This window comes from Marinobacter similis, assembly GCF_000830985.1.
GTDB classification, from domain to species: domain Bacteria; phylum Pseudomonadota; class Gammaproteobacteria; order Pseudomonadales; family Oleiphilaceae; genus Marinobacter; species Marinobacter similis.
On record NZ_CP007151.1, the window covers coordinates 1,039,488 to 1,053,160 of the forward strand.

Annotated in this window: 7 protein-coding genes and 6 pseudogenes; 9 read left to right on the plus strand and 4 right to left on the minus strand. The window is 58.2% G+C overall.

Annotated elements, in window-relative coordinates:
* Nucleotides 1–62 precede the first annotated feature (62 nt).
* Both metK and AU14_RS04730 read right to left on the minus strand, forming a co-directional pair.
* On the minus strand, nt 63–1,253 hold the full coding sequence (gene metK / locus AU14_RS04725) for a methionine adenosyltransferase (RefSeq protein ID WP_041343615.1): 1,191 nt from the start codon (nt 1,251–1,253) through the stop codon (nt 63–65).
* A gap of 154 nt (nt 1,254–1,407) precedes the next feature.
* A pseudogene (locus tag AU14_RS04730) lies at nt 1,408–2,401 on the minus strand (ArsR/SmtB family transcription factor).
* Between the two features lie 225 nt (nt 2,402–2,626).
* Between AU14_RS04730 and tkt the strand changes: the two are divergent.
* From tkt to fba, 4 genes and pseudogenes are all read left to right on the plus strand, one after another.
* Nucleotides 2,627–4,624: pseudogene (gene tkt / locus AU14_RS04735) on the plus strand (transketolase).
* Nucleotides 4,624–5,654: pseudogene (gap, locus tag AU14_RS04740) on the plus strand (type I glyceraldehyde-3-phosphate dehydrogenase). The pseudogenes tkt and gap overlap by 1 nt, the downstream one beginning before the upstream one ends.
* A gap of 29 nt (nt 5,655–5,683) precedes the next feature.
* Nucleotides 5,684–6,847, plus strand: a complete 1,164-nt coding sequence (locus tag AU14_RS04745) for a phosphoglycerate kinase (RefSeq protein ID WP_041339360.1) — start codon at nt 5,684–5,686, stop codon at nt 6,845–6,847.
* 209 nt (nt 6,848–7,056) lie between these two features.
* A pseudogene (gene fba / locus AU14_RS04750) lies at nt 7,057–8,120 on the plus strand (class II fructose-bisphosphate aldolase).
* Between the two features lie 28 nt (nt 8,121–8,148).
* On the opposite strand, the pseudogene AU14_RS04755 reads toward fba, so the two are convergent.
* Nucleotides 8,149–9,341, minus strand: a pseudogene (locus AU14_RS04755) (MFS transporter).
* 225 nt (nt 9,342–9,566) lie between these two features.
* Between AU14_RS04755 and AU14_RS04760 the strand changes: the two are divergent.
* A pseudogene (locus AU14_RS04760) lies at nt 9,567–10,539 on the plus strand (DnaJ C-terminal domain-containing protein).
* Between the two features lie 15 nt (nt 10,540–10,554).
* Nucleotides 10,555–10,917 carry a chaperone modulator CbpM gene (locus tag AU14_RS04765; RefSeq protein ID WP_041339363.1) on the plus strand — a complete coding sequence of 121 codons (363 nt, stop codon included), beginning with the start codon at nt 10,555–10,557 and terminating at the stop codon, nt 10,915–10,917.
* Between the two features lie 2 nt (nt 10,918–10,919).
* On the opposite strand, the gene AU14_RS19310 is transcribed toward AU14_RS04765, so the two are convergent.
* The gene (locus AU14_RS19310) at nt 10,920–11,093 is read right to left on the minus strand and encodes a DUF6435 family protein (protein ID WP_148312716.1); all 174 of its coding nucleotides are present in this window, start codon (nt 11,091–11,093) and stop codon (nt 10,920–10,922) included.
* Nucleotides 11,094–11,366: 273 nt separating this feature from the next.
* On the opposite strand from AU14_RS19310, the gene AU14_RS04770 reads away from it, so the two are divergent.
* The 3 genes from AU14_RS04770 (at nt 11,367) to AU14_RS04775 (ending at nt 13,663) form a co-directional block, all read left to right on the plus strand.
* Nucleotides 11,367–12,362 (plus strand): DUF5666 domain-containing protein, encoded by a 996-nt coding sequence (locus tag AU14_RS04770; RefSeq protein ID WP_236744582.1) that lies wholly within the window; start codon nt 11,367–11,369, stop codon nt 12,360–12,362.
* Entirely contained in the window at nt 12,347–12,739 is a 393-nt protein-coding gene (locus AU14_RS20625) for a DUF5666 domain-containing protein (RefSeq protein WP_236744583.1), read from the plus strand. The genes AU14_RS04770 and AU14_RS20625 overlap by 16 nt, the downstream gene beginning before the upstream one ends.
* Nucleotides 12,740–12,823: 84 nt before the next feature.
* The gene (locus AU14_RS04775) at nt 12,824–13,663 is read left to right on the plus strand and encodes a DUF6502 family protein (protein ID WP_041339366.1); all 840 of its coding nucleotides are present in this window, start codon (nt 12,824–12,826) and stop codon (nt 13,661–13,663) included.
* Nucleotides 13,664–13,673: the final 10 nt, after the last annotated feature.

Below are 13,673 nucleotides of genomic sequence, written 5' to 3' on the forward strand. Positions count from 1 at the left end.
GTTCTCCTGTCAGTCATGTCTTAACTTGAGCGTATGCCGTCTGACATACGCCTGAAATTGGTTTAGATACCAGCGGCGTCTTTCAGTGAAGCTGCGCGGTCGGTTTTCTCCCACGGGAACGCGGTAAAGGTTTTGCCGCCCACGGTCATTTCGTACGGCTCACGGCCAAAGTGGCCATAGGCTGCGGTGGCGCGGTACATCGGGTGCAGCAGATCAAGCATGTTGGTGATCGCATAGGGGCGCAGGTCAAAGTGCTCGCGCACCAGCTGAATGATCTTGTCGTCGCTGATCTTGCCGGTACCAAAGGTGTTCAGGGAGATAGAGGTGGGTTCTGCCACACCGATGGCGTAGGACACCTGGATTTCACACTTGTCGGCCAGGCCAGCGGCCACGATGTTCTTGGCGACGTAACGGCCAGCGTAAGCGGCGGAGCGGTCAACCTTCGACGGATCCTTGCCCGAAAACGCACCGCCACCGTGGCGAGCCATGCCGCCGTAGGTGTCGACAATGATCTTGCGGCCGGTCAGGCCACAGTCGCCCACCGGGCCGCCGATCACAAACTTGCCGGTCGGGTTGATGTGGAACTGGGTGTCCTTGTGCAGCAGTTCGGCCGGAAGGGTGTGCTTGACCACCAGTTCCATCACCGCTTCTTTCAAGTCCGCCTGGCTGACGTCTTCGTCATGCTGGGTGGACAGAACCACGGCATCAATGCCTGTTACCCGGCCATTCTCATAGCGGCAGGTAACCTGGCTCTTGGCGTCCGGGCGCAGCCACGGCAGCAGGCCGCTCTTGCGGGCTTCAGCCTGGCGCTCGACCAGGCGATGGGCAAAGGTAATCGGCGCCGGCATCAGCACGCTGGTTTCGTTGCTGGCGTAGCCGAACATCAGGCCCTGGTCGCCGGCACCCTGTTCTTCCGGTTTCTGACGGTCAACGCCCTGGGCGATGTCCACGGACTGCTTACCAATGATGTTGATCACGCCGCAGGTGTCACCGTCGTAACCCACTTTGGAGGAGGTGTAGCCAATGTCCTTGATAACGCCACGAACCAGGTCTTCGAGATCCACCCACGCGTTGGTGGTGATTTCGCCGCCGACAATAGCCACGCCGGTTTTAACCATGGTTTCGCAGGCAACCCGGGCGTGCGGGTCGTCGGTCAGGATGGCGTCCAGTACCGCGTCGGAGATCTGGTCGGCCAGTTTGTCCGGATGGCCTTCGGAAACCGACTCGGACGTAAAGATGCTGTAGTCAGACATAAGGTTGCTCCTCTGTGAGCGATTCATAATCGTGCCGGTGCGTGTCGCGCGACCGATACCGGCGGTCATGTTGTTGATTTTGCCTGGTGTACGTAATACTACGTACGGCCATATCAAAGTTTTTTGATATTCACTATTCGGGCTCGGGCTTCTGTCAGTCCGTGGTCTTCCAGAACTCCCGAACCTGTACCTGAAATCCGTTCCGCAGGCCGATGAACAGTTGCTCGCCTGCCTTCAGTCCTGCCTCCGCCGCCCAGGCGGTCAGCTCTTCCGGCTCAAAGCCGAGCCACAGGTCACCGCAGTTTTCCTTGGCCCAGTCCTGGTCATGGCTGCACAGCTCGCTGATCACGAAGCAGCCGCTGTTATTCATCAGTGCCGCCGCATCGAGAAAAATATCCGCCGGGCTGGGCACGTGGTGCAGCACCATGTTGGCCACCACCAGATCAAAGGCATCGCCCCGGGCCAGCAGGGTATCGGTGACGCCCTCAATCAGGTCGACATTATTAAGTCGCTGATCGATGCAGGTACGGGTGCCTTGGCCAGCATGTCCCGGCTGTTGTCCAGAGCGACGACATGACCGGACAGCTCCGACAGTACCTTCAGGAAGGCACCTTCACCCGGGCCAATCTCCAGGGTGGTTTGCCACGGCTGCCGAGCGGCACGCTTGCGCAGCAGTTCCGCCACCGGCTCGGCGTACAAGTCGAAGGCCGCAATCAGTTCCTGCTGCTCGCGAAACTGATCGGAATGCCGGGCAAAAAACACCTGGGACTGATCCGCCCGCTGGGTCCGGATGGCATCGATCTTCGCCTGCAGATGCGCTGGCAGCGGCACCTTATCGACGGTTTCAAAGATCTGGCGGATGGTCTGATCCGTCAACTTGTCGGTATCCAGATGCAGCGGCCGGCGGTAAAAGATGGCGTTGCCTTCCCGCTGGGGCTCCAACAGGCCGGCCTTGTTCATCACCTTCAAATGGTGCTCATGCCGGACTGGCGCATGTCGAACAGCTGGCTCAGCTCCAGCACGCCAAAGGTATCCCGGCGCAGCACGCGCAGAATCTCCAGGCGCAACGGATCCCCGCTTGCTTTGAAGATCGGGGCCAGGGCGTCCACAGAGGACGTTTCGTTCGCGTGCGTGGTCATGGATGTCATCGTTGGGAAGTGTAGGTGGCTTCGGGTGGTCATTCAATAGCCATATCAAAAAATTTTGATATAGATTTATCATTCTTTGAAATCAGTCCGTTTCGGGAATCCACAGCCGTAGTTTTCAACAATAGTGGTATGCCGATTTGCCCCGGCACATAGTAATCGGCGAAAATACGCGCCTCTTTTTTGAGCAGTTCGAATTCTTTCCTGAAAAATACTGGAGAAACGTCAATGCCGTCTCGTAAAGATCTCGCCAACGCCATTCGCGCGCTGAGCATGGATGCGGTTCAGAAAGCCAAGTCCGGCCACCCGGGTGCGCCCATGGGTATGGCGGATATCGCCGAGGTGCTGTGGAACGATTACCTGAGCCACAACCCGGCCAACCCTCAGTGGGCCAACCGTGACCGCTTCGTGCTGTCGAACGGACATGGCTCCATGCTGCAGTATTCGCTGCTGCACCTGAGCGGTTATGACGTTTCCATCGAAGACCTGAAGAATTTCCGTCAACTGCACTCCAAGACCCCGGGTCACCCGGAGTACGGCTACACGCCGGGTGTTGAGACGACCACCGGGCCGCTGGGCCAGGGCATTGCCAACGCCGTTGGTTTTGCGATTGCAGAAAAGGCCATGGCCGCGCAATTTAACCGTCCGGGCCACGACATCGTGGACCACTACACCTATGCGTTCCTGGGCGATGGCTGCCTGATGGAAGGTATCTCCCACGAAGTGTCCTCGCTGGCGGGCACCCTGGGGCTTGGCAAGTTGATCATGTTCTACGATGACAACGGCATCTCCATCGACGGTGAAGTGGACGGCTGGTTCACCGACAACACCCCGCAGCGTTTCGAATCCTACGGCTGGCAGGTCATTCCGGCCATTGATGGCCACGATGCCGACGCCATCCGCGCCGCCATCGAAGCTGGCCGCGCTAACACCGAGCAGCCAACGCTGATCTGCTGCAAGACCGTGATCGGTTTCGGTTCCCCGAACAAGCAGGGTAAAGAAAGCTGCCACGGCGCTCCGCTGGGCGAAGACGAAATTGCCCTGACCCGCGAGCAACTGGTTGGGAATACGGCGCCTTCGAAATCCCGTCTGAAATCGCAGCGGCCTGGGACGGGCGCGAGAAGGGCGCAGCTGCCCAGTCCGAGTGGGAGCAGAAGTTTGCTGCTTACGAGAAGGCTGAGCCCGAGCTGGCGGCTGAGTTCAAGCGCCGCATGGCCGGCGAACTGCCTGCTGATTTCTCAGAAAAAGCCCAGGCGTACATCCAGGAGTGTCAGGACAAGGGCGAGACCATCGCCAGCCGTAAGGCTCCCAGAACACCCTGAACGCCTACGGCCCGCTGCTGCCGGAACTGCTGGGCGGTTCCGCCGACCTGGCCGGTTCCAACCTGACCATCTGGAGTGGCGTCGAAGCCTGACCAAAGAAGACGCCAGCGGCAACTACATCTATTACGGCGTACGTGAGTTTGGCATGGCCGCCATCATGAACGGCATCGCCCTGCACGGTGGCTTCGTGCCCTACGGCGCCACCTTCCTGATCTTCATGGAATACTGCCGCAACGCCGTGCGTATGGCGGCCCTGATGAAGCAGCGTTCGATCTTTGTCTTCACCCACGACTCCATTGGTCTGGGCGAAGATGGTCCCACGCACCAGCCGGTTGAGCAGCTGGCGAGCCTGCGTACCACTCCGAACATGAGTACCTGGCGCCCGGCCGACACCGTTGAATCTGCGGTAGCCTGGAAAGCCGCGCTCGAGCGTAACGATGGCCCGACCGCCATGGTCTTCTCGCGCCAGGGTCTGCCGGCCCAGGCACGTGATGCCCAGCAGCTGGCCGATGTGGCCAAGGGCGGTTACATCCTGTCCGACAGCGAAGGCACACCGGACCTGATCCTGATCGCCACTGGCTCTGAAGTAGGCCTGGCGCAGGACGCCGCCGCCAAGCTGCGGGAGCAGGGCAAGAACATCCGTGTGGTGTCCATGCCGTCTACCGACGTATTCGATGCCCAGAGCGCTGAGTACAAGCAGAAGGTTCTGCCGCTGGATATCACCAACCGCGTTGCCATCGAAGCCTCCATTGCCGACTACTGGTACAAGTACGTGGGTCTGGACGGACGCGTTGTGGGCATGACCACCTTCGGCGAATCCGCGCCGGCCGGTGAGCTGTTCAAAGAGTTCGGCTTTACCGTCGACAACGTGCTGGAAGTGGCCTCAGAACTGCTGGAAGCCTGATGACCAAGTCCGCGCCGTTTCGAATTGCCATCAACGGGTACGGCCGCATTGGTCAGTGCGTGTTGCGTGCGCTTTATGAAAACGGTTTTCGCGATCACCTGAGGGTGGTCGCGATCAACGAACTCTCGGACATCGACACCATCGCCCACCTGACCCGCTACGATTCCACTCATGGCCGGTTTCGGGGCGAGATCGAGGTGCAGGGCCAGGACCTGATCGTCAACGGCGATCCCATCCGGGTGCTTAGTCACACGGAACCGGCCGAGCTGCCGTGGGATCTGCTCGATGTCGATCTGGTGCTTGAGTGCTCCGGCGCCTATTCCGACCGGGCCACGGCCGAGCGTCACCTGGATGCCGGCGCCAAGCGCCTGCTGTTTTCACAGCCCGCGGAATCAGACGTCGATCGCACCGTGGTCTTCGGCATCAATCAGGACCAGATCGCTGCGACCGATCGGATAGTAGCTGCTGGTTCCTGCACCACCAACTGCCTGGTGCCAGTCATTCAGGTGCTGGATGAGGCCTTTGGTGTCGAACATGGCACCACGACAACCATTCATGCGGCGATGAACGACCAGCCGGTTATCGATGCCTACCATCATCAGGATCTGCGCCGAACCCGTAGCGCCCTGCATAACATCGTGCCGGTCGATACCGGGCTTGCCCGGGGCATAGAGCGATTGCTGCCGCACATGCACGGCCGGTTCAGTTCTGTAGCCATGCGAGTCCCTACCTGAACGTCTCCGCCATTGATATGGTAGTGAACGTTGCCCAGACCACCGACGTGACAGCCGTCAATGAGCTGCTGAAGAAGACAGCGGCGGGCTCACTGAAGGGTATTCTGGGATACACCGACGAACTGCTGGCCAGCTCCGATTTCAACCACGATGCCCACTCGGGTGTGGTGGATGGCGGCCAGACCCGCGTCACAGGCGGAACCATGGTGAAAGTATTGTGCTGGTTCGACAACGAGTGGGGTTTTGCGAACCGTATGCTCGACGTCAGCAAGAGCTGGTTAACCCATCATTCTTAATCTGAAATTTTGTTGAAGGGACGAACACTATGGCCATTAAGAAAATGACCGACCTGAACCTTGCCGGCAAGCGGGTTCTGATTCGCGAAGACCTGAACGTGCCGGTAAAGAACGGCCAGGTGGCAAGCGACGCCCGCATCCGTGCGTCACTGCCCACCATCAAGGCTGCCATGGAGGCGGGTGCAAAGGTCATGCTGATGTCCCATCTGGGTCGTCCGGAAGAAGGCGTGTACGACGAAGCCTCTTCCATGAAGCCGGTTGCAGATCATCTTTCGGGTGTTCTGGGTCAGGACGTTCGCCTGATCAAGGATTACCTGAGCGGTGTTGAAGTCGCCGATGGCGAAGTGGTGCTGTTCGAGAACGTCCGCTTTAACAAAGGCGAAAAGAAAGACGACGAAGCACTGGCCAAGCAATACGCCGCGCTGTGCGACGTTTACGTGATGGATGCCTTCGGCACCGCCCACCGCGCCCAGGCATCTACCCACGGTGTTGCCCGATTCGCACCGGAAGCTTGCGCCGGCCCGCTGCTGGCAGCCGAGCTGGAAGCCCTGGAAAAGGCTCTGGATAAGCCGGCCAAGCCGGTAGTTGCCATTGTTGGCGGCTCCAAGGTGTCCACCAAGCTGGACGTATTGAACGCCCTTGAGAAAGTGTGTGACCAGATCATCGTCGGTGGTGGCATCGCCAACACCTTTCTGGCTGCGGCTGGTCATCCGGTTGGCAAGTCCCTGTGCGAGCATGACCTGATCGACACCGCCAAGGACATCGCCGCCCGGGTCGAAATCCCGCTGCCGGTTGATGTTGTGGTTGCCAGCGAGTTTGCCGAAACCGCAACGGCGACTACCAAAAACATCGAAGACGTGACCGAAGACGACATGATTCTCGACGTTGGCCCGGTCACTGCCGGTCGCTTCGCCAAGGTTCTGAAAGACGCCAAGACCATCCTCTGGAATGGTCCGGTTGGCGTCTTTGAATTCGATCAGTTCGGCAACGGCACCAAGGCCCTGGCCAACGCCATAGCTCATAGCGACGCCTTTTCACTGGCGGGCGGTGGTGACACCGTGGCAGCCGTTGACAAATACGACGTAGCTGACAAGATTTCGTACATTTCCACCGGTGGCGGTGCCTTCCTGGAATTCGTTGAAGGCAAAACACTTCCAGCAGTCGCCGTTCTGGAAGAGCGTGGCGCCGAGTAAAGCAAGCGCCACTGATTAAGCAAGAATCGCAAGGAAGGTGGGGGTGTGTTTCTCGCGGAATCTCGAAGGCCAAGGACGGCCGAAGAGAAGCGCACATGGACGTGCTCGTAGCGTTTCCGCGAGAAACACACCCCCGCCTTCCGCAGCAGACTCCAAAGTCTGCAAAGAATTCAACTGACTCATAAACGTTTTAACCAAGGAGACAACCCATGGCCCTGATTTCGTTGCGGCAAATGCTGGACCACGCCGCCGAGCGTGGTTACGGTGTGCCAGCCTTTAACGTCAATAACCTCGAGCAGATGCGCGCCATCATGGAAGCGGCTGACAAGACCGACTCCCCGGTGATTGTTCAGGCCTCTGCCGGTGCCCGCAAGTACGCCGGAGCGCCTTTCCTGCGCCACTTGATCCTGGCGGCCATCGAAGAGTTTCCGCACATTCCGGTGGCAATGCACCAGGATCACGGCACCAGCCCGGCCGTGTGCCAGCGCTCGATCCAGCTGGGCTTCAGCTCCGTGATGATGGACGGCTCCCTGGGTGAAGACGGCAAGACCCCGACCGACTACGAGTACAACGTCGACGTTACTCGCCGCACCGTAGAAATGGCCCACGCTTGTGGCGTTTCCGTTGAAGGCGAGCTGGGTTGCCTGGGTTCACTGGAAACCGGTCAGGCTGGTGAAGAAGACGGTATCGGCGCAGAAGGCACCCTGGATCACAGCCAGATGCTGACCGATCCAGAAGAAGCCGCCGACTTCGTCAAGAAGACCCACGTTGATGCCCTGGCTATCGCTATCGGCACCAGCACGGCGCCTACAAATTCACCCGTCCGCCGACTGGTGACATCCTGGCTATCGACCAGATCAAGGCCATCCACGCCCGTATCCCGGACACCCACCTGGTTATGCACGGCTCCAGCTCCGTACCCCAGGAGTGGTTGCAGATCATCAACGAATACGGTGGTCAGATTCCGGAAACCTACGGTGTTCCGGTTGAGGAAATCGTGGAAGGCATCAAGCACGGCGTGCGTAAGGTCAACATCGACACCGACCTGCGTTTGGCCAGCACTGGCGCTACCCGTCGCTTCCTGGCCGAGAACCCGGCCGAGTTCGATCCGCGCAAATTCCTGAAAGCCACCATGAAGGCTATGACGGACGTGTGCATCGATCGTTACGAAGCATTCGGCACTGCCGGTAACGCCAGCAGGATCAAGCCGATCAACCTCGAGCAGATGTTCGAGCGTTACGCATCCGGCGAGCTGGACCCGAAAGTCCGTTAAACTGGACCGATAAGCAGGTCCGATAAGCTCAAGAAACCGATGCCTGATAGGCCTCCGCACTGCGGAGGCCTTTTTCGTTGTGCCGCCAGGCCGCCAGGAAAATGACCAGACCGATGGTCGCGGTGGTTGCCCCAACATAGCCGGTGGATGACCAGCCATATCCTGCGGTAATCGCAATCCCGGCAAGCCAGGGCCCCAGGGCATTGGCCATATTGAACGCAGCGTGGTGTGAAGCGGCAGCCAGAGTCTGCGCCCCATGTGCAACATCCATCAGGTGAGTCTGCAGCGCAGGCCCCAAAGCGCCCATCATGGCCACCAGGAAGCAGGCAGCCAACAATGCCGGTAAAGACCCCGTGGTCGATGGAAACGCCAGCAGAATGCCCGCGCTTAGCAGCAGGATGACGCCCACCGCACGGAACCCCAGCCGATCGAACAGCCAGCCCCCCAGCAGATTGCCGATGAAGCCACCCAGCCAAATACCGCAAGGCCAATGGGAATCCAGAACGGGGCCACTTCAGTGACCTCAAGCAGCGTTGGGGCAAGGTAGCTCAACACCGCGAACATGCCCGAAAAGCCGATGGCGCCGATGGCCAGTGCGAACCAGATGCCAGGCTTATTGAACGAGCGGATCTCGCTGAATGAACCCTGGCGTTGCTCGTCCGGATCCGGGGGCAGCACCGAGATCACCATGGTGAGGGTAACGACCGCAATAAGCCCGACAAATGCGTACACGTAGCGCCAATCCAGCGATTGCCCCAACCATGCAGCCAGAGGGTTCCCTATCAGCAGCGCCAGAGTCAGGCCCATCATCACCCTTGCCACGGCTTTCGCCCGCTGATGGGGAGGAACCAGTGATGCCGCCACCAGGGACGCAATACCAAAATAGGCACCGTGCGGCAGGCCAGCGACAAACCGGGCAATCATCACCCCGGTGTAGCCTTCGGCCAGGGCGCTCGCCAGGTTACCTACCGCGTAGAAGGCCATCAGCCAGATCAGCAACTGCCGGCGGAAAAACCGGGCGCCAATGATTGCCAGAACCGGTGCACCGACCACCACGCCCAGTGCGTAGGCACTGATGAGATGACCTACCTGGGGCTCCGTTACACCCAGATCCTGAGACACGTTAGGCATCAGACCCATGATGGCAAACTCGCCGGTGCCGATGGCGAAGCCGCCAAGCGCCAGGGCAAATTCAATCAGGAAGATCTGTAGTCGGGTCATCGATGCGCTAGTCAAAAGAACTCCGTGTCATGGGGCTATCGGGACAAGCCGATCATTGTCGCTGCAAAAGGGCAGGGCTGCCATAAGGGCTACCACAGTGATGCCGCGATTGACCTGCCGCAAGTAGCGCAGCGCTCCTGCTTGTATTTCTGGAATCAGCGACAACTATAGGTATCAGAGAGCGAGAGTTTCAGGCTCAATCGTTGGTCGTGTTTGGGGAACAACATGGACTTTAAAGACTATTACGCCGCACTGGGTGTGAGTGAGTCTGCCTCCCCCGAGGAAATCAAAAAGGCCTACCGAAAGCTGGCCCGCAAATACCATCCGGACGTCAGCAAAGAAGAAAAAGCCGACGAGAAATTCAAGGATGTGGGCGAAGCCTATGAAGTACTGAAAGATCCGGAAAAACGGGCGGAGTATGATCAGCTACGCAAGTACGGTGCACGTGCTGACGGATCGTTTGAGCCACCTCCGGGCTGGCAGAGTTCTTCAGGGTTTGGTGGCGGTGGTTACACCGAGGCCGACGCCCGGGGCTTCAGTGACTTCTTTGAAGAGATCTTCGGGGGCGGCGGCCAGGGTGGCTTTGCCCGTGGCGGCTTTGGTGGCGCAGGCGGCGGTTATCGCCAGCAAATGCGGGGCGAAGACGTGCATGCCCGGCTCGCGCTGTTTCTGGAAGAAGTCTTTCATGGGTGCGAGAAGAAGGTATCTTTCACCGTGCACGAGGCCGATCAGCAGGGGCATTTCAGGCCTCGTCAGAAAACCCTGAATGTGAAAATCCCTGCCGGCATGCGAGATGGTCAGCATCTGCGCCTGAAAGGCCAGGGCTCACCGGGCTTTGGCGGCGGCGAGGCCGGCGATCTGCTGCTGGAAATAGAGTTGGCCCCGCACCCGACCTTTACCGTGGAGGGCAGATGTGTTGGTTACCGTGCCTGTAGCCCCATGGGAAGCAGCGCTCGGGGCCAGTGTTACGGTGCCAACCGTCGGCTCCAGAGTCAGTGTGAAAGTTCCCAAAAACTCATCGAGCGGTCGCAAGCTGAGGCTCAAGGGCAAGGGCCTGCCGGGCAAACATCCGGGTGATCAGATTGTGGTCCTGCAAATCGTGATGCCCGAGCAGCACAGCAAGGACGCGGAGCAGCTTTATCAAAAGCTGGCCGAAGCGGAAAAGCAGTTCAATCCACGCAGCAAGCTGCACCTGTAACCAGGGAGAGACGGCATGGCCAGGAAAGATTCAGTGCTTACCGTTGATGTCGCCGATTCAAGAGTGACCTTTTCGCTTCGCGAGATGTGTGAGCGGGGTGAGTGCCATGCCGAGCTGGTTCTGAAGATGGTCAGTTACGGCATTATTGAGCCAATCGAGCCGACAGCAGCCGACGCCGAACAGAGCTGGGAATTCGATTTGGCATCCCTGATGCGACTGCACAAGGCCATACGGCTGCAGCGGGATCTGAAACTGAATCTGCCCGGGCTCGCCATGTCGTTGGATCTGCTGGACGAAGTGGAAGCCATGCGGCGGGACATCACCCGACTGCGACAGCAGCTACGACATTTATCCCGGGATCAGGGTGGAGACGGCTGAGGTCACTTTTTGTCTGGCAAATTCTGGATCTCTTCATAGATTTTTTCAGCCTCTTCCATCAGCGTGCCATGCGTACGCAAATCGCCGTTGCGCTGCGCGTGCAGGGCTTTTTGCAGTTTGTCCTCATAGGCTTTCTGGAGTTTCTTTTTCGGATCGCCTTTTAAAAATCCCAGCATCTTCGTAATCCCATTCCGTCATAGTGTCCCAAAGCTTTACGTCCCCTGCCCCATAAAGTTCACAAAATCGTCTTCAGGAAAGGCTGGACAACCAGAGAAAATGGGATTAAATTCCCAATCATTGAGTTGGGAAAATAATCCCACAAAGGCGGGTCGGGCTGCCTATCCACACATGTGACAAATCAGCTTGGAGAAACACGATGAATCGCAAACCTTTAGCTATCGCAGTAAAAATCGCCATGACCGGCGCGCTGGCCGGCGTTCTTGCCGCTTGTGGCGGTGGTGGATCTGGGAGCTCGTCGGCCAGTGGTACCTCATCGGGCACCAGTGTCGGGGCGATATCGGGTTTCGGGCAGTGTCTTCGTCAATGGCACCCGTTTCGAAACTTCGGGCAGCGTCACAAGCAATGATGGCCTGGAGCGGGAAGATCAATTGCGCAAAGGCATGATCCTTAAGGTCCAGGGTGACTGGGAAGACGAGGGAGAGGGTCGAGCAGACCGTATCATCTACGACGACACCCTCCGTGGGCCTCTTACTGCTATGAATTGGGATGAAGTAGCCCGCGCCGGAAGCCTGACCATGCTGGGCCAAACCATTTCACTGGACAGCCGAACGGTTTTTCGTGGTGCAACCCCAACGGCAATTGCAGCTAACCCTGACCAATTCAGAGGCCGCGTCAGCGCCTGGCGTCTTGACGACGGCAGCTTCCGGGCAAGTTTTGTAGGTGTTCGCGCCATCGGCTCGGATTTTGATGACGTCAATGAAGTTGAGCTTGAGGGCGTTGTCGCAAACCTGGACACAAGTGCCGAGACGTTCACTATCAATGGAGCTCAGATCGATTACACCAGCGCCGTAGGGGACGATGATTTCTCCATCGACGATCTGGAAAACGGGCTTGTTGTGGAGGTGGAAGGCGTCCTTGCAGGCACCATTGTCATGGCTCAGCAGATCGACAAAGAAGAGGACCTTTTCGGCGATGATGATGACGTTGAAATTTCCGGGAACGTCTCTGATTTTGATCCGCTTAACCGCCAGTTCAGTGTGAATGGTGTCAATGTAAGCTTCGATAACGACACGGAATTTGATGACCTGCGCGAAAGTAGCCTTGCCGATGGCGTGTTCGTGAAAGTCGAAGGGGTTTTCCGTAATGGCCTGCTGTTGGCTGAAGAAATTGAGGCCGGGAATCCGATGCCGAGCTGGAAGGCCGTATTGAATCGATTGATCTGGCAGGAGAAACCCTGGTCGTTAGCGGTATTCGCGTCCAGTTGACCGGCAATACCCTGATTGATGATGACGATGATGGTAGTGACGACCGACGGAGCCGTAACCAGGACCTTCAGAGTTTTCAGGTCGGCGACTATCTTGAAATCGAAGGTCGTCAAAGAAGTTCTGACGGCGGCTTCCTCGAAGCAATGGTTATTGAGCGGGAAGATGACGGCGGTGACGGCAATTTTGAAATTGAAGCCCGGGTGAGTGCAATCGGTGCCGACTCCATCACCATCATGAACCTTGACGTGTTGCGCAATAACTTCAGCTTCAGCGGCGCCGAGGTAGGCGATGAAGTGGAATTCGAGTACCGGGTAACGACGGGTGGCGAGTACGAACTGACCACGAATGTTGAGGTGGAAGACGGAGATGAGAGTTAATCAAAGCAGTTGATCGATCCCGGACTGGTGTTTGCCAGTCCGGTATTCTGGCTTCCGACTCTCCATGGGAATACAATCCCAAATATGAATAAAGCCAATCCCCTGCATCAAGCTCTGTCCCGCATTTTGCGTCCTCTTGCCAGGTTGTTGTTGAGAAACGGCATTCCGTACGGAGAGTTCGCCGAGCTGTTAAAGCGCGCGTACGTAGAAGCTGCGTTGGAAGACTTTCCGGATGGTCGGCGCAGGCCAACGGATTCTCGTGCTGCCGTGATGACCGGTTTAACCAGAAAGGAAGTGAAACGCCAGCGGGAGATATTGACCGGGGAAGATGCGGGCGCAAGAGACGTGCTGCATACCAATCGGGCCTCCCGCGTGGTGTCCGGATGGGTGCACGACGCAGTCTTCCAAGCCAGGGACGGGGAACCCGCAATGCTGGCTTTCGATGGGCCGGGTAGTTTCAGTGAGCTGGTCAAACGTTATAGCGGCGATATGCCGCCCCGTGCCGTGCTGGATGAACTGCTTCGGGTGGGGGTGGTTTCAGTCGACGCGGAATCGGGTGGCCTTGTCCTGAAGCAGAGAGCCTACGTTCCAGCCGGAGACAGTGCGGAAATGCTCCAGATTTTTGGCGAGGACGTATCTGACCTCATAGCGACCATTGATCATAATCTGGTCAGCGACGAGTCTGGCCAGGGACCGCTGTTCCAGCGAACTCTGACCTACGACAACATTCCTCCGGAGGTCATGGAAAGCTGGCGCAAGCACGCTGCTGCCCAGTCTCAGGTGCTGCTGGAACAGCTTGATACGTGGCTGGGACCCCACGACAGAGACATCTCGGGGCAACAGCCTGGCAGTGTGTCTGGGGATTCTGTGCGCACGGGTGTGAGCATTTTCTTTTTCGAAGAACCTTCCGGCAGAGTCCGGTAACGGGGAGAAC

Coding starts and splice junctions, on each gene's coding strand:
- metK (WP_041343615.1), bottom strand. CDS start 1,253: ATGTCTGACTACAGCATCTTTACGTCCGAGTCGGTTTCCGAAGGCCAT.
- AU14_RS04745 (WP_041339360.1), top strand. CDS start 5,684: ATGGCCATTAAGAAAATGACCGACCTGAACCTTGCCGGCAAGCGGGTT.
- AU14_RS04765 (WP_041339363.1), top strand. CDS start 10,555: ATGGCCAGGAAAGATTCAGTGCTTACCGTTGATGTCGCCGATTCAAGA.
- AU14_RS19310 (WP_148312716.1), bottom strand. CDS start 11,093: ATGCTGGGATTTTTAAAAGGCGATCCGAAAAAGAAACTCCAGAAAGCC.
- AU14_RS04775 (WP_041339366.1), top strand. CDS start 12,824: ATGAATAAAGCCAATCCCCTGCATCAAGCTCTGTCCCGCATTTTGCGT.